14 protein-coding genes are annotated in these 25,787 nt (G+C 41.8%); 12 read left to right on the forward strand and 2 right to left on the reverse strand.

What is annotated here, in order from left to right; translation table 11 throughout:
• Positions 1 to 217 precede the first annotated feature (217 nt).
• The 9 genes from KEM09_RS20885 (at position 218) to KEM09_RS20925 (ending at position 17,087) form a co-directional block, all read left to right on the forward strand.
• Positions 218 to 1,228, forward strand: coding sequence for a glycoside hydrolase family 2 TIM barrel-domain containing protein (locus KEM09_RS20885; protein ID WP_212231653.1), 1,011 nt, complete (start codon positions 218 to 220; stop codon positions 1,226 to 1,228).
• A gap of 42 nt (positions 1,229 to 1,270) precedes the next feature.
• Positions 1,271 to 2,893 (forward strand): family 16 glycosylhydrolase, encoded by a 1,623-nt coding sequence (locus tag KEM09_RS20890; protein ID WP_212231655.1) that lies wholly within the window; start codon positions 1,271 to 1,273, stop codon positions 2,891 to 2,893.
• Between the two features lie 407 nt (positions 2,894 to 3,300).
• Entirely contained in the window at positions 3,301 to 4,590 is a 1,290-nt protein-coding gene (locus KEM09_RS20895; protein ID WP_212231664.1) for a T9SS type A sorting domain-containing protein, read from the forward strand.
• 101 nt (positions 4,591 to 4,691) lie between these two features.
• On the forward strand, positions 4,692 to 7,397 hold the full coding sequence (locus KEM09_RS20900; RefSeq protein ID WP_212231666.1) for a family 16 glycosylhydrolase: 2,706 nt from the start codon (positions 4,692 to 4,694) through the stop codon (positions 7,395 to 7,397).
• A gap of 180 nt (positions 7,398 to 7,577) precedes the next feature.
• Positions 7,578 to 12,344, forward strand: a complete 4,767-nt coding sequence (locus tag KEM09_RS20905; RefSeq protein ID WP_212231668.1) for a glycosyl hydrolase — start codon at positions 7,578 to 7,580, stop codon at positions 12,342 to 12,344.
• A 217-nt stretch (positions 12,345 to 12,561) separates the two neighbouring features.
• A complete protein-coding gene (locus KEM09_RS20910; protein ID WP_212231670.1) occupies positions 12,562 to 15,411 on the forward strand; it encodes a triple tyrosine motif-containing protein in 2,850 nt (949 codons plus the stop codon).
• Positions 15,412 to 15,545: 134 nt separating this feature from the next.
• A complete protein-coding gene (locus KEM09_RS20915) occupies positions 15,546 to 16,022 on the forward strand; it encodes a hypothetical protein (RefSeq protein ID WP_212231672.1) in 477 nt (158 codons plus the stop codon).
• A gap of 251 nt (positions 16,023 to 16,273) precedes the next feature.
• Entirely contained in the window at positions 16,274 to 16,495 is a 222-nt protein-coding gene (locus KEM09_RS20920) for a hypothetical protein (RefSeq protein WP_212231674.1), read from the forward strand.
• 4 nt (positions 16,496 to 16,499) lie between these two features.
• Complete coding sequence (locus KEM09_RS20925; RefSeq protein ID WP_212231676.1) at positions 16,500 to 17,087, forward strand: hypothetical protein; 588 nt, start codon at positions 16,500 to 16,502, stop codon at positions 17,085 to 17,087.
• A gap of 252 nt (positions 17,088 to 17,339) precedes the next feature.
• Here KEM09_RS20925 and KEM09_RS20930 read toward each other — a convergent pair whose 3' ends face one another.
• The gene (locus KEM09_RS20930) at positions 17,340 to 17,966 is read right to left on the reverse strand and encodes a Dna2/Cas4 domain-containing protein (protein WP_212231678.1); all 627 of its coding nucleotides are present in this window, start codon (positions 17,964 to 17,966) and stop codon (positions 17,340 to 17,342) included.
• A 794-nt stretch (positions 17,967 to 18,760) separates the two neighbouring features.
• A complete protein-coding gene (locus KEM09_RS20935; protein WP_212231680.1) occupies positions 18,761 to 19,468 on the reverse strand; it encodes a DUF4397 domain-containing protein in 708 nt (235 codons plus the stop codon).
• A gap of 548 nt (positions 19,469 to 20,016) precedes the next feature.
• Between KEM09_RS20935 and KEM09_RS20940 the strand changes: the two genes are divergently transcribed.
• The 3 genes from KEM09_RS20940 to KEM09_RS20950 all read left to right on the forward strand — a co-directional run bounded on the left by KEM09_RS20940 (position 20,017) and on the right by KEM09_RS20950 (position 25,363).
• Entirely contained in the window at positions 20,017 to 20,706 is a 690-nt protein-coding gene (locus KEM09_RS20940; RefSeq protein ID WP_212231682.1) for a hypothetical protein, read from the forward strand.
• An 883-nt stretch (positions 20,707 to 21,589) separates the two neighbouring features.
• On the forward strand, positions 21,590 to 24,664 hold the full coding sequence (locus KEM09_RS20945; protein WP_212231684.1) for a leucine-rich repeat domain-containing protein: 3,075 nt from the start codon (positions 21,590 to 21,592) through the stop codon (positions 24,662 to 24,664).
• 123 nt (positions 24,665 to 24,787) lie between these two features.
• Complete coding sequence (locus tag KEM09_RS20950) at positions 24,788 to 25,363, forward strand: YdeI/OmpD-associated family protein (protein ID WP_212231692.1); 576 nt, start codon at positions 24,788 to 24,790, stop codon at positions 25,361 to 25,363.
• Positions 25,364 to 25,787 lie beyond the last annotated feature (424 nt).

A 25,787-nucleotide genomic window follows, 5' to 3' on the forward strand; every position in this document is an offset into this window, starting at 1 on the left:
ATTGCATAATTGAATGAAACGGGTGGCTTTGGAAGCTGCCCGTTTTTTTTATACAAAACCCTTATTTAGCTTATTGTGATGGTTAAGTTGGCAGAAACGTAGTTAAAGTGAGGTGCAAAGTAGTTATTGATGTTTGTTAAAAGTGGTTATAAATTAATGCCATTGATACTTTTGTTGGTTCAATAACGGAAGTGTACCGCGTTAAATTTAATTACTTATGGTAGTAAGATATATCTTTCTTTTAGTGTTTGTTACCTCCACTTTATCATGCATTCAGAAGTCTGAAAATGATATTGTTCGGATTAATAACAGACAAGTGCTTGTTAATGAAGTTCCTTATGTGATTAAGGGCATTTGTTATAATCCGGTTCCCATTGGAACGGGTAAACGAGATTTCGGGCGTTTGGATGAAGACCTTGATTTAATGAAAAAGGCTGGCATCAACACTATAAGAGTTTATGCACCTATTGAAGAAAAGTGGGTGCTGGATAAGATTGATGCAGCAGGCCTAAAAGTGATTATTGGTTTTGGCTATAACCAGGCTGGCTATTACGATATTTTATCAGGCTCATTTATTAATTACGTGAATAAGTTTAAGCAGCATAATGCCATTTTATTTTGGGAGCTCGGTAATGAATATAATTACCATCCCGAGTGGTTCAATGGTGAAATAAGTAACTGGTACCAGGCCTTAAACCTTGCTGCTTGTATGATACACGAAAATGATGCTGCTCATCCTGTATCAACAGCTCACGGTGAATTACCCGATTCATTGGCTTTAGCACAATGTCCTGACATTGATGTCTGGGGCATGAATGTTTACCGATGGGATGTACCTGCTCCAATATTTGAAGAGTGGCAAGCCATTAGTCAGAAACCTATGTATCTATCAGAGGCTGGCGCTGATAGCTATATGACTATTGCTAAAGATGGCTATGAACAAGGGCCAAACCAGCAGGCACAGGCCGATGCAACGCGGCAGATTCTCGAAGACGTCATGATGCATTCTAACATTTGTTCCGGTGTGACATTATTTGCATTTAACGATGAATGGTGGAAGGCTGGTGATAATAACTCTTTGGATCCTGGGGGATTTGCTCCTGAGAGCAGTGGCGTGCCCTACGATGGAACTGCCAATGAAGAGTATTGGGGTATTGTTGATATTAACCGTCAGCCGAAAGCAGCCTATCATGTAGTGGCTGAAATGTATGTAAGCATCGATAACTAATGTTCTTATTAATTAAAAAAATAACGATCAATTTAAAGGATTATGAAAGTGAAATTATTAGGCTTGCTGCTATGGATTTGCACCCTGCAGTCTATTGGGCAAACAGCCTTTGTGCAGGATGATTTTGAAGGGAACGGCACCATTAATAGCTGGTACGGAGATGACTGTAACATCGATATTGCTTTCGCCAATCCAAAGCAGGAAGGGATAAATACATCGTCCACGGTGCTTAAATATCATGATGTTGGCGGGCAATATGCTAATGTGCGCTTTGATGTGTCCAATAATTTTAACCTGGAAACAAATCATACGTTTAGTTTTAAAATTTATGTGCCATCTGATGGAATGAGTGGAAATCAAACCAATCAGGTCTCGGTTAAACTACAGGATGGAACCATTGGAGCTCCATGGTCGACCCAGAGCGAAATTATTAAGCCTATAACATTGGATGCCTGGCAGGAGCTTAGTTTCGATTTTATGAATGATCCGTTTATCAATATTGACCCCACTTCAGATGTTCCAAGTCAACGCGCCGATTTTAACAGGGTGCTTATTCAGGTTAACGGTGAAAATAATACCGATCCGCTACTGGCTTATATTGATGACTTTAGTTACGATGGCTCAATCGCTGCTGATCCAGTTTATGATCAGCTGGTTTGGTCTGATGAATTTGATGGTAATGGAGATATTGATCAGGGTAAATGGTTCAGGCAGTATCAATTACCTATTGGTGGGGGCTGGTATAATGGAGAAGTACAGCATTACACCAACAGACCAGATAATTCATACATTGAGAATGGAGTTTTAAAAATTGTAGCAAAAAAGGAAAACTTTACTGACCAGGGTGTAACAAAGAACTATACTTCAGCCCGATTGAATTCAAAGTTTGCCTTTACCTATGGTAAGGTTGAAGTACGTGCTAAATTGCCAAGCGGAGCAGGTACATGGCCTGCTATCTGGATGTTGGGTAAGAACATCAATGAAGATGGTGCCTATTGGGATAATGAAGGCTATGGTACTACACCATGGCCGGCATGTGGAGAGATTGATATCATGGAACATTGGGGGGACAATCAGAATTATGTGCAGAGCGCAACGCATACACCATCAAGTTATGGAGGTACAATAAACCATGGGGGACAAATGATTGCCACGGCCTCAAGTCAGTTTCATATTTACACATTGTTATGGACCCCTGAGAAACTGGTGTTTAGTGTGGATGATATTGTGCATTACACTTATCAGCCCGGCAGTCGAAATGCAGACACCTGGCCATTTGATTTGGCCCAGTACCTTATTCTTAATGTGGCTGTTCAGGCTCATATTGATCCCAATTTTCAGGAAGGAGCAATGGAAATAGACTACGTTCGCATCTATCAGGCAGGTACATCAACTACCATAGCAGAGCCTCAGATGGAAAGTTGTGTACATGTATATCCGAATCCATTCCGGGACGAAATGAATATTGTTCTTAAGGATGTTACTACTAATCAGGTTGAACTAAGAATATTTAATGCCAATGGGATTCTCCTGAGGTCCTATACTAAGGGGTTATTTAATAAAAGAGTGAGGCTTGATGACATTGGCTTTTTAACAAGGGGTATCTATCTCTTTCAATTCGAATTTGACGATAAGGTGGAATGCCTGAAAGTGATTAAGGAATAGTTCAGTATTATACCAAAGGTATAGAAGCTCCAATTTTTTATTGGGGCTTTTGTTGTTTGTTTTCATCCATGTCAGTTGAGGTTTACAAGTTTCATAAATGTTCCTGATAAAGAATCTAGTGATTTGCAATAGTAGTCTGTAAGTCGAGATTATTTACTCCAAAGCATACTGGAAAAGGGTATTCAATAAACTACCTGGAAATGAAGTCATTTATTTATGTGTCTGTTAGTGAGGTGTTGGGTATGATTCAGTTAGTGAGTACTTTGTGTTGAGTCAACGTAGTTAAAGTGAGGTGGCAGGTAAGTGATGAAGTACTCCTTTTTTATCGATTGCAGAACATGGTCTGTAGTTTTGATTCAGACAATTAAGTCACTAATAAAATCAGTTTAATTTTAAAACTACAAAACATGAAAAAACTCTACACCCTTTTTGTAATTTCTATGCTCGCTGCTACAATGGCATCGGCTCAGAGTACACACACTATTGATTTTGAACCTGCCGGCATTGGCGCTGCTTGGAATTGGGTAGTGGCCGAAAACGGAGATAATCCGGCTCTTGAATTTGTAGCTAATCCTGATGCTTCAGGTATTAATACATCGGCAACTGTTGCCAAGTTTACTGCAAAACAAACCGGAAATCCCTGGGCTCTTTTCTTTACCTCTGATGACGGGGAATTTACTTTTGATGCCTCCAATGCTACAGTAAAGATGATGGTTTACAAGTCAAGCTCTTACGATGTTGCTTTTAAGGTTGAGGGGGGAAGTGCTAAAGAAATACGACTGACTTATCCTGAAAATTCTGCTAATACCTGGGTGGAATTAACATTTGATTTCTCAAGCGAGATTGGTAAAACCTTCAATAAATTGGTTATTATACCTGATTTTGACACCCGAAGTGCAGATACTGAGATTTTTATCGACAATATTCAGGTGCCCGATGGTGTTGTTGCTGCTCCTTTAAGCGAGCCATCAGTAGCGGCAACAACTCCAACATACGATCAGGCTGATGTTAAAGCAATATACAGTGATGCATATGCAGCACCTGGTAATCCCAATTATAATCCGGGATGGGGACAAGCAACAGCCATGTCGATTGTGGAAGTTGATGGTAATCCAACCATTAAATATGAGGGTCTAACCTACCAGGGCAATACGTTTGATGCCATAGATGCTTCAGGTATGGACTACCTGCACGTTGATGTATGGACACCAGATGGAACTTTGCTAAGAGTATCGCCTATTAATACCTCAGTTGGACAGGAAGCTGCTTACAATTTCGGCACATTAGCTTCAGAAACATGGATTAGTGTTGATATTTCGTTAAGTCATTTTACAGATGCTAATGCTGCTTTAAGCTTTGCAGCAATTGATCAATTAAAATTTGACTCGCAGGTAACCGGTGGCGAGCCGTTTAACCTTGGTACTTTCTATATTGACAATATCTACTTCTATAAATCTACAGCCACAGCTATCGATGCCCATCAGCAAAGTAAGCTCAGAGTATTTCCAAATCCGGTTGAAGATATGCTTCATATAGAAGGTATTGCAGATACAGAATTGATAGAATTGTATAGCGTAACAGGGAGTTTGATTAAGCGTGTGCCTGTTACCGGAGGTACCATCTCTATGGCTGAGCTTAATAAAGGCGTGTACTTCATTAAAGCCAACAAGCAAACCATTAAAATCATTAAAAAGTAATTTGCTGATTTAGTTTAAGCCTCACCAGCCCAGGCACACCGTCCAATAGTTTGAGCTGGTGAGCTGCTTTAATAACAAGGGGAAAATAAGGACTCAAAAGAATGAAGAATCTGGTATTAGTTATATTATTTAGTTTACCATTGGCCATCTGGGCGCAAGATTATCAGTTGGTGTGGGAAGAGAATTTCGATGGAAACAGTTTAAATCCATCGGTATGGAATATAGAACAGCAAGTGGGTGTATGGAACACCGAAGCCAACCAGGAGTTGCAGCATTATAAGGCTGACAATGTAAGCGTGGGCGATGATGGCAATGGAAATAATTGTTTGATTTTAACGGCCAGGCGTGAAGCCTATAATGGCTATCAATTTACTTCGGGTCGCATTAATACCGGCGGAAAGTTTGCGTTTCGCTATGGTAGAATAGAGGCCAGAATAAAATTGCCGGATATGGCCAACGGCCTGTGGCCAGCCTTTTGGTTATTAGGCAATTCAACGAATGTGTGGCCGGCATGTGGCGAAATTGATATTATGGAAGCCGGGCATGCAGATGGTATTGCAGCTAACAAACAAAACACCCTGTTTGGAGGTGCTCTGCATTGGCAGCATGCGGGTAATTATGCCGGTTATGGTACAACAGCCGAAGCACCAACAGGCCTGAATACTGATTTCCATACTTTCGCCATGGAATGGACACCAACCAATATCAGCATGTACCTCGATGGTAGCTCCACTCCTTATTATTCGATGAATGTAGATGGAGCTGATGCTGAGGAGTTTCGTGATTACTCAATGCATATTATTTTAAACCTTGCCGTTGGTGGGATGTTCCCCGGTATATATGACCAGGCAGGTATAACTGCTCAATTGCCAGCTGAAATGCTCGTTGATTATATCAGAGTATATCAGAAAACAGGTGAAGGTGAAATAGAAGGTGCCGCACCTCTTTATGGTAATCTGGGAGTGTATGTTGACGATACCAACTGCGAAAACTACCTTGACTTTAATTTTGATGCCACCCTGTCAACGACCGGGACAACCGATAGAGCAGGCGAAACAGCCAAGGAAGGTACGGACGTGTTATCGTATAACCTGGTAAATGGTCAACCTTATTCGTTATCAGTTTTCTCCGAAGCTGTTAAGAACCTTTCAGAAATAAAAAATAGTGGCAGCCTGGATGTATACCTGAAAACTAATTCCGGTTCAGATATTCAGATTGGACTGGGTGATGCCACCGGTGCTGAGAGCTGGGTTACTTTAAGTGCCTCATCGGACTATAACTGCAGCAGAGATGGCTCATGGTCGAGGGTCGTTATCCCTTTTACGGCCTTTACGGGCCTGGATTTTACTCAAATTGATGATGTATTGTTGCTGAAAGGTACACCTTCGGCCGCTGCGTATCTCTCTATTGATAAAGTTATATTGTCAAACTTGACAGCTAACTTTGAGTTATTCGGCATTTTTACCAATAATCCTTCCATTACTGAGGGGTTTATCATTGATGATATTTCCGGTCATTTATATGTGTGGAACAATACCATGCAGGCCATTGAGGCGGCACCTGCCTATGATGGAACTGATGTGTTGGCGTTTTCATCACCGGCTACCAATACCTGGTTTGGTTATAGCCTTACATCAGATGCAGGTATTGATTTGGAACAATTTAGTAATGGGTACCTGAAACTGGCATTGCGAAGCTCATCGACCGATAATTTCTGGATTGGGGTAGGCGGCGCCAACGATACTGAAGCACGGGTAGCATTTAATAATGGCTCAGATCCATATGGATTTGCAAGAGATGGCCAATGGCACCGCATAACCATTCCGGTGAGCGATTTGTTAGCACAGGGTCTGGACTTGTCGGCTTGTGGCAACGTATTTATGCTGGGCGGCGAGCCATATATTGCTGATGTATTGGTGGATGATATCTATTTTTCAGCCATTGCAGCAGATACCGAAAACACCGCTCTTAATCCGGACAGGAATGCCAGCCTGATTGAAGATGATGAATATACCATTGTGACAGATTATTATGGTATCTACTCCGAGAATCCTGATATCAACAATAAGTTCTTAATTGATGATGTTGATGGACATATCTATATATGGGACAATACATTGTCGGCTCTTAATGGTGGTTCTGCCTATGATGGTACAGAACACCTGTATTTTACCAGCAACAATGTGGGGTGGTATGGTTTTGGTATATTTTCAGATAACGCTTTGGATTTAAGTCATTTTGAGAACGGTTATCTGGCGCTTTCCTTAAAAACAAGCAGTTCAGCCGATTTTTGGGTGGGGATGCAGGGAGCAGCAGGCAGTGAAGGGCGTATTACCTTTAGTGCAGCTTCAGCCTACAATTTTCCTCGGGACGGTCAATGGCACCGCATATTAATACCCATGTCTGAACTAACAGCTCAGGGACTACAGCTGTTTGCCTGTGGCAATATTTTTATGCTTGGAGGTTCGGAAATAAGTGATATTGCGATTGATGATGTGATATTAACGGTTGGGGCTGCTCAGCCTTCAAATCCGGCTGTTGATGGGGCCACAGGCATTTTCTCAGCTATAAATACAGAAGTAAGTGTAATGCCTAATCCTTGTGTCAGTGAGCTGATTTGTAAGGCCCAATCAGACATTGCTTCTATTGAGTTATTCAATCAGATGGGTAAACTCAGTGCGTCTAAAGCTAATGTGGGTAGTGCACAATCAATAATGCCTGTCGGACACTTGGCACCGGGCGTTTACATCGCTGTCATTAAACTCACCAACGAGCAGGTAATTATCAAAAAAGTGGTGAAAAACTAATCACAGCCAGTAGCCATCAATAAAACAATGACTAACCAAACCTGCATTATTACTACTTGTTGGGGGTATGCCCCCCGATAAGTAGTGTATTAATTCACTCAAAATTGATGGAATGGCCGGATGGCATTACTATTAACCAGGTCTGCTGTTGCATCATATTTTGGATAATCGTTAAATCACATGGAAATAAAACACCTGAAAAAGGTACATAAAGGACTTTCTTTCTTGCTGCTAATTGTGTTAACAATGCTCCTTTTGGTTATTGTTGAGGGTAAGGCGCAAACAGTGAGTGTGGGCAGTGGCAGTTATACAACCTCATTTCCCGGAGTGGATGCGGCCGGACGTAACGGCTATCCTTCAGGTTTGCCTCAGCTTAGTGGTAATGCAGTGGGTAAACCCGTGCCAACGAACGACTGGTGGTCAAGACTAATTAAAGAGAATCATACCGCCAATATGTACAATTACCCCTTGGGTTTACAGAGCAGAACCGATGGGTTGGTTGTCAGTTATATTCCATGGGGTGTTTATGGCGATCAGGAACCGATTGTGGTGGGTGTCGAATCATTAAATGCAGCTCAAGCCACGGTATCTGATTATTCCGATTGGACCGTGACGATGGATTGGAATGATGGTTCACATAATTTTAATGCCACTGCAGGTATTGGCATGCCATTTTTGTATTTCACTAAGGGCAGCAGTGATGTGGCTGAGATAACTGTTAATGCCGGTACGGCAGCTATATCCGATGAAATGCTGCTGATAACCAATGCCGCCAGTGGTGCTGATTTTGTTGCTTATGCACCAACAGGAAGTACATGGACACAAAATGGCAATACGTATACTTCAACTTTAAACGGTCAAAATTACTGGTCGATGGCCATGCTGCCTTTGACCACAACTGATGTGGCAAGCACTGCGGCTGCCTATAAGGCTTACGCCTATGTTTTCCCAACAGGCACCACTACCTCATGGTCGTACAACGAAACAACATCCGTATTGCGAACTGATTTTACAGTGACCACCGAGGTGAAAGAGGGGAGTGCAAGCAACATGCTTTTGGGGTTACTGCCGCATCAATGGGCAAACCTGGCCGGTGATTCACCACAGCCTAACGGAGACAGTTATCCTTCGGTAAGGGGAGAGCTAAAAACACTGGCCGGTAATACCTTCAGCGTGGAGAATACCTATCAGGGCATTTTACCCACTCTGCCTTATCTGGCCAATTACAGCCAGGGTTTTAGTCCTGCTGAACTGACGGCTAAAATTAAGCTGATTGAAAATGACCAGCTGGCAACCTGGACTGACTCCTACAACGAGGGGCAAGTTATGAACCGTTTGATTCAGACGGCTCGCATAGCCGATCAGATGGGCATGACAGAAGCGCGTGACAAAATGGTGGCCACCGTTAAAGAACGATTGGAAGACTGGCTAAGCTATCAGTCGGGTGAAGTGGCCTTTTTATTCTACTACAATAATACATGGTCAGCCATGTTGGGCTATCCGGCAGGTCATGGTCAGGATACCAATATCAACGACCACCATTTTCATTGGGGGTATTTTATCCATGCAGCGGCTTTTATGGAGCAGTTTGAGCCCGGGTGGGCAGCGCAATGGGGAGATATGATTAACCTGTTGGTTAGAGATGCAGCCTCGCAGAACCGTAATGATGATAAATTTCCTTTCCTGCGTAACTTTAGTCCTTATGCAGGACATTGCTGGGCCAATGGTTTTGCCAGCTTCCCGCAGGGTAACGATCAGGAGTCTACTTCAGAGAGTATGCAGTTTAACTCATCTTTAATCCACTGGGGAAGCATCACCGGTAATGATGAAATACGCGATTTAGGTATCTACCTTTATACCACCGAACAAACCGCTATTGAAGAATACTGGTTTGATATGTACGAGCGCAATTTCAAGCAGGATCAACCCTATAGCCTGGTCTCACGGGTGTGGGGTAACTCATACGACAACGGTACTTTCTGGACATCCGATATTGCAGCATCCTATGGTATTGAGATGTACCCTATTCATGGGGGTTCGCTATATCTGGGGCACAATACGGCGTATGTGGAAAAGTTATGGAATGAAATAAAAGCCAATACTGGCATCATGAACAATGAGGAAAACCCAAATCTGTGGCATGATGTGATGTGGGAATACCAGTCCTTTATTGATCCGGAAGGAGCCATCGCTTTGTATAATTCTTATCCTGATCGCCACCTTAAATTTGGCGTATCCGATGCGCAAACTTATCACTGGTTACATAATATGAGTGCCATGGGGCAGGTGAATAGTGGTGTTACGGCAGATTACCCCATTGCTGTGGTCTTTGATAATGATGGTGACAAGACTTACGTAGCCCATAACTACACAAGTAGTCCTTTAACGGTTACTTTTTCAGATGGCTACGAACTGTATGTGCCGGCCAATGCCATGGCCACCAGTAAAGATATTGATGCGTCAGGTGTGTTGAGTGCTGACTTTACGAGGGCTTATGCCAATGGTAGTGTTAATTTATTGCTTGAAGCAACAGGCAACGGCATTACCAAAGTAGAGTTTTACGATGGTAATAGTTTGATAGTTTCAAAAACGCTTGCGCCATATACCTGCAAAGCGGAGAACCTGACGCTTGGGATGCATGGTTTATATGCTAAGGTTTATGTGGATGAAAACTTTGTGGTGAGTAATACCATTGATGTGCAGGTGGGAGAACAAGTGCCTTATCTGGGTGCAGCATCTGAACTGCCGGGCATCATTGAGCCTGGTAACTACGATAAGTTTGAAGGGGGAAAGGCAAATAACATCGCCTATCTTGATCTTTCACCTGGTAATGCAGGCGATTACCGTATGGATGAAGATGTGGATGCTGCTTCGGATAATGATGAAGGCAAGACTATTGGCTGGATTGCAGGTGGTGAATGGACTGAATATACCGTGAATGTTTCTCAATCAGGACTGTATTCCATGAGTTTCCGTTATGCTTCAGGCAATGCGGCCGGAGGAGGGCCTTTTTCAGTACTGGTGGATGGGCAAAGTGTGGCTTCCAACATTAGTGTGCCCTCAACGTCTACTACATCATGGGATGTGTGGGCTACTAAAAGCGTTGCTGATCTGCCATTAACAGAAGGTGAGCATACTTTACGACTGGAGTTTGCAGCAGGTGAGTTTAACCTGGGACAAATGACCTTTAGCCGCACTGGCGATATTCCCTATTCTTATCCAATAGCTTCGGCAGGTGTTGACATTAAAGTGCTTTGGCCCTTGTCAACAGCTACGCTGGATGCCACAGCCAGCAGCGAATCGAGCGGACAGACGCTAAGCTATCAATGGACACAGCTATATGGACCATCGGTGGTGACATACGATGATAATACCCTGGCACAGCCTGTTATCAGTGGTTTACTGGAGGGGGTTTATCGCTTCAGGCTGGAAGTGAGTAATGAAGATATGCGCACATCAAATGATGAAGTGTTAGTGATAGTGAGCAGCACAGCGAATATACCACCAAATGTAACCTTGACGGCTCCTGAGGAAGGTGCCACCTACAAGGAAGGGGATGAAATTACAATTGCGGCCAGTGCAAGTGATCTGGATGGCTCCATTCAACGGGTGGACTTTTATCAAAATGGCATGCTGATCGAGTCGGATGATACAGCTCCATATACCATTCAATGGACAGGGACAGCAGGTGATTATGCCCTCACAGCCAAGGCCATTGATGATGGAGGTGCTATGGCTGAGTCACAAACCGTAAATGTTTCCTTTGCCGAAGTACGTTCATGTACCATCAACTCAACGGAGGCTCAGCAGGGTATCTTTGATATAGGCTATCAGTTTGTTTTTGAAACGGTGGGGAGCGATGTGTATATATCCTGCGAACTACTGGATGATGAAGTAGGAACGATAGCTTACTTATGGACACAGGATCCATTTTCTGAAACCAGTATGAATCATGTGGATGGGCGTAAATTCTCAACCGTTTTGGGTAGTCAGACACAGGGGGTGACCATAACCGTGGCTGTTAAATTTGCCTTTTCCGGCGGCCTGGCAGTCACTGAATATGTATCTTACATGGTTGGTGATAACTGCGAACCGGACTTTGAAGAGCCAACAAACTTCACCGCAGCTGTTGGAACCGTCACCCAGTCAAGTGTAGAGTTACTTTTACAGGCCAGCGATAACTCCGGAGGCGTGATTTATCAAATTAGTTACAATGGCCAAACCAAGCTGGCCACTGCTGAATCGGGCGTAGAGCTAAGCTATGAGGTTACAGGCTTAAGTGCCAGCACAGCATATAACTTTTCGATTGTTGCAGCCGATAATGCGGGCAATGTGGCTGCCAATAGTCCTGTTGTGTTAAATGCCACCACCTCAGAAAGTGCCAACGACGCCTGTGCAGGCACTGAAGTAGAGGCTTCGCAAGGTGCATTTGAGGTAGGCTATAACTATGCTTTCTCTACTTCAGGCACCGATGTGACAGTCAGTTTTGAATTATTGGATGATAAGGATGGGCAGGTGGCCTATTTATGGAACTACACTAATGGCTTTGCAGAATCTGCTATGTCGAATAATAATGGGGTGTTCACCACCACATTGAGCAATCAAACACCGGGTGCTGTTCTTCAGTTAGCTTGTAAGTTTGCATTCGCTGGTGGTATGTCTGTTACAAAGATATTCTCCTACACGGTAGGAGACAATTGTGTAGCCACCGGCATAGAGACAAATCCAGGTGTATTGAGAGCGCCGTATCCTAACCCCGTGAATACATGGCTGAATCTTGAGCTGCCGGAAGATCATTCTGTGATTAAAGTGTTTGATATGAAAGGCAATGCGTTGGATGTCATTAGTGTGACTGGCAAAACCTGTCAATATCAGATGGGAGCTTATCCTGCAGGTATTTACTTCTTTATTATTAACGGACAGTCCTATAAGATTATTAAAAAATAAGCCATTTAAAATCATCGTAGCAACTAAAGTGAAAACAGCAAAGCCTAGGCTAACCGTTGGTTAAAGCAGGCGTATATCAGAAGTCCATGGAGCTAAACCTGTGGGCTTCTGTTATATTTTTATATTTTTAATGCATTAGCGAAAACCGGATAGGCTTTAAGTAGATTAACCATTGAAAACGAAACGCATCATTTAACTTGTAAATCGTTCATAGCGTATGAAAGGAATCATCTCTCTGATATTGGTCTTTGGAAGCATGTTTTCATTGGCAGGGCAAAACTTCTCTGGCGGAATTCCTTTTATTACTAATTATTCGGAGAAGGATCTAAAGGTATCCACGGTCAATTATAGCATTATCCAGGATAGCAGGGGGATCATGTACTTTGCCAACGAATATGGCATTCTGGAGTTTGATGGTAGTAACTGGAACATTGTTACGGCAGTGTCGAACCACTCCAATATTAAGTCGCTGTCCATTACTAAAAGCAATCGCATATACGCCGGTGCACAGGGCGACTTTGGTTACATCGATTACCAGCAAAACACTGGGGTGGCTTTTCGTTCGCTGCTTGATTTAGTGCCTGCGGAAAACCGTGACTTCAATGATGTCTGGAACATTGTGCTGCACAATCATGAAGTGTACTTCCATACTTGGCGGGCCATCTATCGCTTTGATGGTAATAAAATTGATGTGATAAATACCGGCCATCAGATTAAAGGTCTTTTTAAGGTTAGAGATGAGGTACTGATGCACGATGAATTTGGCTTGCATAGAAAAAGTAGTGACGGTTTTGAAAGGTTGTCAGGCTCAGAGTCATTAAGCGATGAAGAGTTGAGGTTTATTCTGCCAATGAATGAAAAGGATTTGTTAGTTGGCACACTAGCTGGTGGCCTATTTGTTTTGACTAATCATGAGCTAAAATCATTTCAAACGACGCCACAGATTGATTTTAAAAGTACTGGCCTGTCAACAGGTCATGTGCGTAAGAATGGCGATTTTGTTATTGGCACCCATAAAGCAGGTGTTTATATTCTGAGTAAAGATGGCTTTGTAAAAACACAATTAACTAAAGCGCAAGGTCTTCAAAACAATACGATAAGGGGGTTGTATACCGATATTCATAATAACCTGTGGGTAACGCACAAAACGGGGATTGATATGGTTGAATTATCAACACCTTTGTACCATATGAAACCCAGCACCGAAGAGCCAACAGGTATTTATTCGATTGTTGAGCATGAACGCGATATGTACTACGCCACTCATGATGGTTTGCTTAAGCAATCGATAGTACCAGGAGCCGATATCGCATTTGAGAAAGTTACGGGTAGCACTGATATTAACTGGAGTCTGAGTAAATGGGATGATATAGTTGTATTGGCCCATGCCAATGGATTTTCGCAACTGCATAATGGGGAGCTTATTCCCATTTATGGAGGAGAGGGTTGCTGGCTTATCAGAGCTTTACCTCAGCATCCGGACTATTTTATCGGGGGCACCTATCAAGGCCTTGCTTTGTTTAGAAAAGAAGGTGAGCGTTTGCACTTCGTTCACAAGATCAGGGGGTTTAACGAATCAAGCAGAGTATTAGAGATAGGTGACAATGGGGAGATATGGGTGGCTCATGGCTACCGCGGCATTTACAGGCTGGTACTGAATAGTTCGTTAAACGAGGTTGAGCAGCTATCATTTTATGACTACTCAAAAGGATTGCCATCGCACATGTTTAACACCGTTTTTAAGCTTAATCAAGAGTTGGTATTTGGCACACAGGTTGGATTCTATTACTATGATGCATCAGCCGATTCAATGATAATGAATAGGGAACTGACAGAATTGCTGGGTTATGGGCAGGGGCGCTTGGTAAAGGAAGATCCCAAAGGGAATGTATGGTTTATATCGGGCGATAAATCAGGTATTATTGAAAAGCACGCCGACGGCAGCCGAACGGTTGTAACCAATCCCTTCAATAAGTTAAATGAATATTACATTCCGGGATTTGAAAATATTTATTTCTCAGGTAACCAAAAGGCGTACATTGGTACTAAAGATGGCCTTATCGTTTATGATGCAGCAACAGATGTATATAAGCCGGCTAATTTCAAGTGTTTATTGCGTGCGGTGAAGAACTCGGGTGGCGAAGATGCATTGTACGAAGATAATATCAGATTTCTGTGCGATACACTCATTGGTCAGGATATAAAGCTGTTGTATAAAGACGTTAAAAACAACAGTCTGACCTTTAGTTTCTCTGCCGCTTATTATGAAAACACTAAAAACATTCGGTTTAAATATTATTTGCAAGGGTATGACAACGACTGGTCTGGATGGGAAGATATCAGATACAAGGAGTATACTAACCTGAAAGAAGGTGATTACCAGTTTCGTTTGAAGGCCATCAATATTTATGGTGCCGAAACGGACGACATCATCTACCGCTTTAGCATATTGCCCCCCTGGTATCGCACTGTTTATGCCTATGCAGGGTATATTATGCTTTTTGTATTCATATTCTATATGGCTATCAGAGTAAGAGACAGGCGGGCCAGGATCGAGAAACAGCGCTATATTGAAAAACAAGAACGAATACGCAAAATAGAGCAGGCGGCCTATCAGGAGGAAAAGCTAAGAAATGAACTCGAAAGTAAAAACAAGGAGCTGGCAGCTATTGCCATGAAAACGATATGTAAAAATGAGAAGCTGATTGATTTAAAGGCCCGCATCATCACCATCAAAGAGGATGCCACCAAACAGGTTGAGCAAAAACTAAGCGATTTGCTGGGTTTTATAGAGAGTGAGATTTCTGATGATGATTGGGATGATTTTGAACTGCGCTTTGATTTGGCCCACAACAATTACATCAGGAAACTAAAGGAAGAATTCTCAGCTCTGACACCGCATGACCTGAAGATTTGTGCTTATCTAAAGATGAACCTAAGCAGCAAGGAAATTGCACAGCTACTTAATATGTCTGTTCGTGGTGTTGAGAATGCCAGGTACCGGGTGCGTAAGCGGCTGGGATTAGACTCGTCAGTCAACCTGACTGATTGGTTAATGAGCCGATAGCTGACAGTAATATGAGGGATTAATTCGCCAAATAAACCGTAGGATAAAACCTAAACAGTTTTTTAATACATACCTAATATTCTCCTAATCTTAAGGCAAGATTAGCGCTCTATCTTTCCTAAAAACTTCATACTATGAAAAGGATAGGGATAATAACCTTAGTGTTTGGATTATGCATCAGTTGCCTGGTCAGTTGTTCATCTGATTCAGGCGTGCTGAGAGACAGGGACATCTTATTAGAGACATTAACAAAAGGAAGCTGGCAGGTGAATTTTCAGCATTCGTTAACGAAGAAAGCACTGGATCATCCGGAGGTGCAGCTGGCTTTTGAAAATGGTAGTATTGTAAATGCTCTAAAAGGTGAGGACTATACCGGCAATGGTTCATATCGATTGTTGTATGATGGTGCTGCTGTTCCCAATTACGATGATCCGGAATATGATTATCTGGATAGAGAAAAAGACAGAGAAGAGGATCTTTTTCTGTCATTGGCTTTCGCGATGAAAGAACTTATCATCTTAAATCAGCGATGGCAGGTGAGAAGCTTCACGTCAGATCAAGTCATATTACGATCAGATGATCTTATGCTGACATTGAGAAGGGCTGATTAGTAATCTGAGTATTAAAATTAAAATCGAACTCAGGTTATAAGCTACAAAGGGGCTTTGTAAAAGTCTTTATGCTTGCACATAATTGAATGGTCAATTCCTATTGGCAATGAGGGTCACGCGTGATGTGAAGACTCTGGGTGCCGGTAGGATTTTTTTATGGATGTTAATGCAATGATTACCAGCTAAACATCATTAGCCCTAAGTTGTTACATAACAAGTCGAATCATTATTAACTCAAAACTCATACTAGTATGAAAAATTTTATCGCCCTGGTATTTGTGTTTACATTGCTACTGGTAAGTTGTAAACCTAAGGCCAGTAAGGAACAAAAAAACACTGAAGAAGTGCCAACTGAAACCGTTTCGCCACCTTATGAAAATGTAAGCGAGTCGGTGGAGCGCATTGATAGTGTGGCAGCGGAGCTTGAAAGCTCAATTGAGAAATTGGATGAAGCATTAAACGAATTAGAATAGTATTATGAAGGTATTAATATTGAATTTAGCATTGGTAGTAGGTTTGGCATTAGTGGCTCAACCGATGCAGGCACAGCAGGGTAAGGGCAAGGAAAAAGCTAAAAAGGAAAAAGTAGAAAAACAGGCCAAAGAGAAGGCGGAGCAGGAACTGAAAGAGGAGAAAGAAGAAAAAGAAGAGAAGCTTCAAAAAGGGAATGCCTATGGAAAAGATAAAGGTGATTTGAAGGGTAAAGAATTTGGTCAGCAACGCGCTGCCGAAGCTCGGGCGAAGCAGGAGCAGAAGCAGAAAGAGTTGGATAGCTCCATTGAACACGGCAAAGCCAAAGTAAAGGAGGCGGATGAAAAGATAAAACGCTCGGAAGAAAAGCTGGAAAAAGCCAAAGAAGAAGGTAGTATCTCCGAGGAGGATTATAAAAAAGGAAAGAAACAGCTGGAGATGGCCGAAGAAGAAATGAAGAAGGTGAAAGAGCAGCTGGAAAGAGCCAGTGAGGAACGAGAGCGTGCCATGGAAGAGGTGGAGAAAAGACGAGAAGAAGCAGAGCAGTATAAAGAAGAAGTACTGAGGAAGCAGGAGGAACTGGAGAAAAAGTAATAGAGTTTTTGCTATTAATGCGAATTAATAGTTGAACCCGCTCCGGGGTTCTGTTTGTAATATATTAATATACCATGGGTTGCACCCATGGTTATTAAAATTAAATCCCTTCGGGATAAAAAAATGTCCGTAGGACATTAACAATAATAGCCCCGTGCGAAGCGCGGGGTTATGAATATGGTGAGAAAACAACCCTGATATGGGTTGAAGGTTTATGTTAAGCAAGTTTTAACTATTGATTCACATTATTTTTTAAAACCGCCTCTCCGCAAAAAACACAATCAGCAGTATCAGGCCTATTGCCACTTTAAGCTGCCAGTAGGGGACGGCCAAGCCGATGAGGGCTACAATAATAACTGTTTTAAGGAGTCGGCCCGAGCGTCGTTCCATTTTGGATTTAAACTGGACGAGTTTTAGCTGGCGGTTTTCCATATCCAATAGAAATACCCCATCGTTCTCCACCACATAATCATATTCGAGCAGCTGACGGCGGGTACTTTTATTGCGGGCACTGATGGCCTGGCTGCCGCTTTTAACCTCCACAATGTATTGCTTGCCGTTCTTCTTCACAATGTAGTCTGGCTGTATCTCGGCGTATTGTACCTCGCCATCTTCGAGGTATTTATGCTGGTAGGTGCTCTGGTAATCAACAATGGTATAGCCTTTACTTTTCAGGAAGCTTTTAGCCTGCAGCTCCAGGCGGTTACCCCGTTCGAAGCGTTTACGTACTTTACGTTCCTGAAAATAGGTTTTGACCTTATGCCTGATAATAAGATAGGACAGAACGATGATAATCAGCGCTAATGAGAGAAATATAATGTGGTTTTGATTGGTGTAATCGAAGGTATGCATAGTGTGTTGCTCTGGTATCAGCTGCAAAAGTAGTGTCTTTATCTAATTAAAAAGCTAATGCTGATAGCTTATTGCTGATGGCGAATGATGCTTCCTTTTTTATTACCTTTCAGATGCGTCTGTGAGGATTGTATTGATATTTTCTTTATCCTCAAGCCCGGCTGAAGGACAAAACAATCTATTCCTTTGGCATTGCCACAAAGGAACCAAATCTCTGGCTGGGAAAATCCCCCATCGCCTACGGCACTTGCCAATTTGTGTTAAACTTCAAAGGCATTAGCGAAACTTTGTTTTCCCCCAGGGGAAGACGTGTACATACAATGGTTGTCAGGCCCCCGACCTCAGCAACGCAGATGGGGTACCCACTCATCGAAACGAAGCATAATGAGATTTGTTAACGAAGCTGTACTTCTTTAAATCTCATGCGTAGTAAGATGTAAGTGGGTCATCGAGTGCTGAAGTCTTGATGTTCGTTGCGTACTTTCTTATATCAAAGCTTGCTCCGTACTGCGGAGACAAGAATAGTATAAGCCGTCCGGCTTGACAATGTCATTAAGTTAAGGGTTTTTCGTGCCGTTAAACACCTCCAGATAATACCCCAAACCCCTAAAGGGGCTTACCCCGCGCGCTGTTCCCTTTAGGGAAGCAAAGGGTGAGTGTGAGGGAAATTGCTAACTTAATGACATTGGTCCGGCTCGAGGACATTAACATGACATACCTTAAACAGGCCTTACGACCTGTTCAGATACGCATATACCATTCAGGCAAGAGCGATTTTGATGCTTATTCACTAAAACCCCAATGGGGTAGTAACTCAAAAATCAATGATTCAATATAAACACACCAGCTTTACTGAACTCATTCATCTTAGGCGCCAACACATGGGTGTAAATCTTATCGGCCTCGTTGCTTTGGTTATCAGAGTAACGCAAGATATCGGTTTGCTCGTTGGGCAGTACACCCGTTGGGGTGTACACTACCTGCCCCGTCAGTTCGCTTAGCTCAACATCCATATAGTCCGTTTCGTCATCATACTCCAGGTTACTGACTTTTTTAAACCCGGCTGTTTCACCACCCAGGTAGATATCCACGGCACCAACACCATCCAAAGCATGAAAGAAGCGCACCCGCACTTTACCGGCTGCAGGAGGCGTCAGGTCTTTATCGAGTACTTCCAGCTCAGGATCGCCCGCAGTACCAAAAGCCAGGGCAATATACTCCTCACCGTCATCAAACGACTCCAGCTCCGATACCACCAGCGACTTATCAGTTGTATTCAACACTTCCAGCTTCAGGCTGTTTTTACCCTGCTCCCATTTAACCGTTGAACCACCACCAAAAGCATAGGCCTGGCCCGTCTGGTAGGCTTCATCGTTAACATGCCAGTCAATGGCAAAAGCCACCGGCAAGTAATTAAAGGTTGTTAGCTTAGCCTGTTCCATCACCGGCTCGGGATCGGGATCGGAACTATCACTACTACAGGCCCAAAACATTCCCCCCATCATCAGTAAAAACATCCACTTCTTCATAATACACTTTTTTGTCGTTGATACTATTTTGCACAGCTTTAAAACCAAAGGACATGGAATTGGAAGCCGATTATTAAGCTTACATACAGATTATTAACACCCCACACCATTTATTTGTTTACCAAGGTAGATATGATAGGCAAGATAACGAGCAATGAGTGAGAAGTGAAGAGGAAAAAGGTGATAATATCGTGGACGAACGACTGCAGACGGGACAATTTAAGCGTCATCTTGGCTATCAGCGATTAGCCATGATCTATCAGCTTTTTTAGTACACCAACCAGTAACAGACAAGCCAAAACTACCCCAACTAACGGCTGGTGATTAACAGTAAATTAATCATAAAAATAAATCGATTCATCAAAAGATAGCCGCCACTTGGCAAACTTTTGGCAAAGCACTGGCTATTAAATATTAAGGAAAGCTATATTTATAATAAGTATTGAAAAGTAAACCACCGGCTGGTCATCAACCTGGCAAGATTGGCGTCACGCTTTGGAAGAGGAGGCCGGCGGAGCTTGCAATATAGGATTTAAAACAAATATTACATGAGTTATCAAGAAGATTTTAACGCATGGGAAGAACAGATTGTGGCTGTGCCTGATAATGAGATCAAACTGCCGAACCAACCTGTAGATAAGTTTACAGCCAGTGCCGAAACTCTGGCTGTGGAAGCCAGAAAAGACACAGATGCCTTTGCAGCTTCTGGCATGAATGTAAGCCTTATTGATGAATTAACGCCCCTGGCCGGAGCATTGCGGCACTTACAAGCCAGCTGGACAAGTGAATTCAGAGCCAAGCAGGAGGCACAAAAGAAATGGCTGGAACAATCGCCCGCAGCTTATCAATTAAGAGACGAGTTACTGCACCACTTCAGTTTTGCATATCGCAACATTGATGATATTAAAAAAAGTGTGATGCGCATTCGCGAAGGTGGTGGACATGCCGATTTGCTGCAGGATCTGGTTGACCTTGCAGACTTGGGCGAAAAACATCCTGAGCCATTAACTGATATTGGGTTGAGTTTGGAACCACTGCAAAAGGCACGTTTAACGTCTCATGCGATGTCGGTACTCTTATCTGCCTCTAATGGGGCTAAGGATCAAAAGAATCAAGCCAAATTATTACGCGATAAAGCCTACACATTACTGTTCAACAAAGTGAGCGAAATACGCGAATATGGCCGTTATATCTTTTGGAGAGATGCCGAAAGACGTGAGAAATATTTGATTGATTAATTATCAAAACCATTGATTTTACTAGTCCCGAGGCAGGTCACACCCTCCCCTCGGGACTTTTAGTATCCAATTGGCAATTTGAAGCCATCAACCGGTAACCAGTACCCCTCCCTTGGCAAAAAGTGACTTCCCCTTGGCAATCTGATGCCGTCAACAGGCAAAATGCCACCGCCCATTGGCAAATAATAGATGTCAATGGGTATTTTTTTGATGTCAATAGGTATTTACACGCCTCCATTGGCAAGAATAAATTCCCCCAAAGGCAAAAGCTGTAAGGCTTAAGAAATCAGCCATCCTGCACCCCTAAACCAGTAATAAGACGCAAGACAGATAGAGATGAGTGAAAAGTGATGAGCGATGAGAAGACCGCGTCTATAAGGATCGCATCTCTATGTGCCAAAACAATATATAGATGCGATCCTTTTTAGTACATCTGCCGATAATCCTAAACTCAATCCACTTCGGACTACTGACTGCTGACTACTGACTAGCCAAAACCTTCCACTTATCAACGCCACCCCATCTTTTATCAACATAAGTATGTGCATCTCAAAATAAATTCTAATTTAGCAGGCACTAATCGGAAACAACTGCCCCCCTGACCGGGGATAATGTGAGCGTAATAAGGGGCGGTAAATTATAAAGGAACATAATGGATGTAGGCACTTCTGTGTTAATAGATAATCTTATAGCAGTATACTGATAGAATACTGTGGATTAATCATATAGATTTATAAAGACAACTTGTTACTTACAATTATCTAAAAATAGCATCCAAATTATAAATTATTTGACTTAATCGAACTATGGTTAATATTTTCAGAAACTAGACTATACAACTCTGATGTAAAAATAAATTGCATATATATTAATACCAGTTATTATGGATAAATCTAAAAAAAGGTTTCAACTTTTATCTTTGTTATTTTTTATTTCTATCACCACCTATTCTGCAAAAATTGAATTAACAATTGATGTTACTCAAGAAGGTACCCTATCTTCTCTTTTAACAACAGAAAATAAAAATACTGTTACTGACCTTACTGTTAATGGTTTTATTGACGCACGAGACTTTAAAACTTTGCGTGATGAACTGCCGGTTTTACAGTACCTGGATTTATCTAATACTACTATTATGCAATATCAAGGAACACAAGGCACCTATTCTGATGGTTCCTATAATTACAAAAACAATTTTGTGCCATTACACTCATTTTATACTGCAGAAGGAAATAACCAATTAACCACAATTGTATTACCTGCAAATTCAACGAAACTTGGAGTTGCTGCCTTTAAGAACTGTCGCGCATTAAACAATATAGTATTCTCACAATACATTACAGAAATTGATTACAGGGTTTTTGAAAATTGTACTGAACTAGTATCTCTTTCACTTCCGAATTCTTTATATCAGATAAATCCAGAAGCATTTTTAAATTGTTCTAAGCTTGCATCTGTTACTTTTACTGCACCAGTAGCTTCAATAGCCAAAAATGTTTTTGACGAATGCAACCAATTGTCATCCATTTACATAAGAAATTGTTACCCTCCGCAAGTTGAGCAGTTTACGTTTCATAATATGATTAAAGAAAATAGCACACTTTTTGTCCCTGTAGGATCATTAGAGAAGTATCAGGAAACTGACTATTGGAACGAATTTAAAGTGATAGAAGAATACACAATACCTTCCATCTCAAAAAACATTGAGATTCCAGCTCCAGGTCGATTAAAAGACTTCTTTACAGTTGAAGAACTTCAATCAACTACCGACTTGACTATTTCTGGAGATATCGATGCAAGAGACTTTAAGATTATTCGAGATCAAATGCTAAGTTTATTGAATTTAGACTTAAGCAATGCACATATAAAATCATATTATGGAAGCGAGGGAACCAGTAATAATTCAGGATATCTCAATTATTATGCAAATACTATTCCCTATAGAGCACTGAAAAGTAAACAGAGTATAATGAAGGTTATCTTACCAACAAGTGTTACTAAAATTTCAATGGAAGCATTTGGATACAATGACAACCTACACACTATTGTTCTTCCTGCAGGAATAAACACTATAGACGATGAGGCGTTTTATTTCTGCAAAGCCCTGGCAAACATAGAACTACCCTCTAATCTATATGAAATTGGCCGTTCTGCTTTTTCCTATTGTAAAGATCTCGAACATATTAAAATCCCTGAAACTGTTCGTATTATAGAAAGTAACGCTTTTCAACAATGCACTAAATTAATTAGTATCAATATACCTGTGATGGCAACAGTGTCTTGGGATAGTTTTGGGGGATGTTCAGGATTGCAAAGTGCAACTACTCCCTATGCAGTTGTTGATAACATCAATATATTCAGATATAGCCCGAAATTAAAACATATATCCATTCCTGAAGGGACAACCACGATTAAAGATAAGGCCTTTTACGATTTCACTACGCTGGAATCAATACATATCCCTCAAACTGTCACATCAATTTGGCCCACCTCCTTTACAAATTGTGGTGCGTCATTTACAGTAAGTGAAGCCAATCAACACTTCTCAAGCCTCAAAGGTGTATTATATAACAAAGAACAGACAGTGCTGCGAAACTGTCCAATTAAAATATCTGGCCATTTTACAATACCTGAATCGGTAAACACCATTTATGATGGTGCTTTCAAACAATGCAGCCAATTGAAGTCAATTACTATTCCATCAACTGTTACAAGCATTAAATCAGAAGCCTTTTACTTATGCAAGGCTCTCCAACAAATACTTTGTAATGTTGAGGTACCAGTTGACTTAACTACTACTTTGGATGTCTTTTACCTGATTGACAAAGCTACTTGTGAATTAAAAGTTCCTAATGGCTCAATTACTGCCTATCAGCAAGCTTTTTTATGGAAAGATTTCCTAAATATTACAGAATTAACACACAATGAACCTGAAGTCGCAATAGCATCTGGCCCTGGAGAAGTATGTGAATCATTTGCAAATCTTACAGCTAACAGCCCTAATTTTGGCACTGGGAAATGGTCCGTAATTCAAGGAAGTGGTGTTTTTGAAGATCCTTCATCTCCAGTTACGTTGGTTAATTCAATTGCAAAGGGTACAAATACTTTTAGATGGACAATTACCGGAGATGCCTGGGAATCACATGCTGATGCAGAGGTGACAAATAATCTAGTAGATGTTAATGCTGGTGTAGATATAGATGTTTGTCAGAATACCGCCGAACTTAATGCTGAAGCACCAAATCAAGGCGATTTAGGAGAATGGTCTTTAGTAGCTGGCATGGGGGGTGGTAGTTTCAAACCACAAGATGTAAATAATCCTTCCATATTAGTTGGTGGTTTAGATTATGGTATTAATGGTTTTAGATGGAGCGTGACACATAATAATTGTATATCTTCCGATATAGTTCATGTTACAAATAATCTACCTTATTATACTAACCCCTATGGAGATAAAAGAGAAGTCACTGCGGGTCCAGATATAATTGTTAATAGTTCAAGTGCGGTACTGTATGCCGATATGCCTTCAGTGGGACTTGGCGAATGGAGTATATTATCCGGAGGAGGTGTTATTTCAGATCATAATAATGCAAGTGCTTTGGTGACAAATTTACCAAAAGGAGAAAGTGTTTTTCGCTGGACTATCACAAATGAAACCTGCCAATACTACTCTGATGTCACTATAACCAATGATATAGCATCCTCTATAATCATTGATTCAGAAAATGCAAGGCGCATTTACCCAAATCCTGTTGAGTCAATTCTTTACGTTGATTTAGGGAAAAATGTTAAAACAGTGATACTATCTACTATGGGAGGCCAAACTGTTAAGTCACTTTTAAATGTCAATCATCCTAAAGTAGAATTAAATGTTAGTGATATTAAAGCAGGCATGTACATTCTTAAAGCAATTGATGTTAATAATCAATCCCATTTAGAGAAGATAGTTATTAAATAAAAACGAACTCCTACATGCGGTAATTTAAATATTGAGCAAAGAGGAAGTGTTTAATTAGAGTAAAACGCAACGCATTCTATAATAAAAAAGCACAGCCAAACCACTATGTAGAATAACTCACATATGAAAAATCCCGACCTTTATTGCCCACCCAACCGACAAGCCTGGCGAGAGTGGCTGGCCGCCAATCACCAGCAGCAAGCGGCTGTTTGGCTCGTACTGCATAAGAAGCAGTCGCCGGGCCATAACCTCAGCTGGAGCGAGGCCGTGGATGAGGCCCTTTGCTTTGGTTGGATCGACAGCACCAAAAAGACCATTGATGCGGAGCGCTACCAACAGTATTTTACTAAGCGCAAAGCCAAAAGCAACTGGTCGAAGGTAAATAAGGCCAAGGTGCAAACGCTTATTGACCAGGGCCTGATGACAGCAGCCGGTTATAAAAGCATCGAGATAGCCAAAGCCAATGGCTCGTGGACCATTTTAGATACCGTTGAGGCACTGACACTACCCGACGATTTAAAAGCTGAACTGGCTAAGCGCAACGGTGCCATGGCCTACTTTGATGGGCTGAGTAAATCCAATAAAAAGATACTGCTGCACTGGGTGGTTTCGGCCAAGAGACCAACAACCAGGCAAAAACGAATCACTGAAATTGCGGAGAATGCCGCCAATCAGCTTAAACCAGAACAATTCAGGTAGCATAAGGCAGGTTCAATAACATAGTAAGAAGTTATACAGTCTTTAGGTTCACGCCAGGAGCGTTAAGATTTACGCCAGGCAGGTTTTTCAATGTTTAATATTGTTCCTTTCCTTTGGCATTGCCCCAAAGGAAACCAAAAGTCTAGCTGGAAAGAATTCCTCCCCGCTCTTTTTAATGGCAACAAATTCTAAAGAAGTAAGGTGCTTTACAAACACAAAGGCAAGCCCCTTCTTTGAATTACTAAGCCATTAAAAATTAACGCCTACAATGGCCCCACTTTCCAGCAGGCCCGCGCACTGTCGTAACGCTGTTTCGAATGGGATGTGAAAAAAACTCAATTAGTTGATATACGGGATTCCGCATCAGCAACGATATTGGGGCACCCGCTTTTTGAATGGAGGAAGAAAATATTTGGTACCAAGC

It is taken from the genome of Carboxylicivirga mesophila, from assembly GCF_018271975.1.
GTDB lineage: Bacteria > Bacteroidota > Bacteroidia > Bacteroidales > Marinilabiliaceae > Carboxylicivirga > Carboxylicivirga mesophila.

Bases quoted from the DNA above. Each gene is read 5' to 3' on its own strand.
- KEM09_RS20885 (WP_212231653.1), top strand. From the start codon at position 218: ATGGTAGTAAGATATATCTTTCTTTTAGTGTTTGTTACCTCCACTTTA.
- KEM09_RS20890 (WP_212231655.1), top strand. From the start codon at position 1,271: ATGAAAGTGAAATTATTAGGCTTGCTGCTATGGATTTGCACCCTGCAG.
- KEM09_RS20895 (WP_212231664.1), top strand. From the start codon at position 3,301: ATGAAAAAACTCTACACCCTTTTTGTAATTTCTATGCTCGCTGCTACA.
- KEM09_RS20900 (WP_212231666.1), top strand. From the start codon at position 4,692: ATGAAGAATCTGGTATTAGTTATATTATTTAGTTTACCATTGGCCATC.
- KEM09_RS20905 (WP_212231668.1), top strand. From the start codon at position 7,578: ATGGAAATAAAACACCTGAAAAAGGTACATAAAGGACTTTCTTTCTTG.
- KEM09_RS20910 (WP_212231670.1), top strand. From the start codon at position 12,562: ATGAAAGGAATCATCTCTCTGATATTGGTCTTTGGAAGCATGTTTTCA.
- KEM09_RS20915 (WP_212231672.1), top strand. From the start codon at position 15,546: ATGAAAAGGATAGGGATAATAACCTTAGTGTTTGGATTATGCATCAGT.
- KEM09_RS20920 (WP_212231674.1), top strand. From the start codon at position 16,274: ATGAAAAATTTTATCGCCCTGGTATTTGTGTTTACATTGCTACTGGTA.
- KEM09_RS20925 (WP_212231676.1), top strand. From the start codon at position 16,500: ATGAAGGTATTAATATTGAATTTAGCATTGGTAGTAGGTTTGGCATTA.
- KEM09_RS20935 (WP_212231680.1), bottom strand. From the start codon at position 19,468: ATGAAGAAGTGGATGTTTTTACTGATGATGGGGGGAATGTTTTGGGCC.
- KEM09_RS20940 (WP_212231682.1), top strand. From the start codon at position 20,017: ATGAGTTATCAAGAAGATTTTAACGCATGGGAAGAACAGATTGTGGCT.
- KEM09_RS20945 (WP_212231684.1), top strand. From the start codon at position 21,590: ATGGATAAATCTAAAAAAAGGTTTCAACTTTTATCTTTGTTATTTTTT.
- KEM09_RS20950 (WP_212231692.1), top strand. From the start codon at position 24,788: ATGAAAAATCCCGACCTTTATTGCCCACCCAACCGACAAGCCTGGCGA.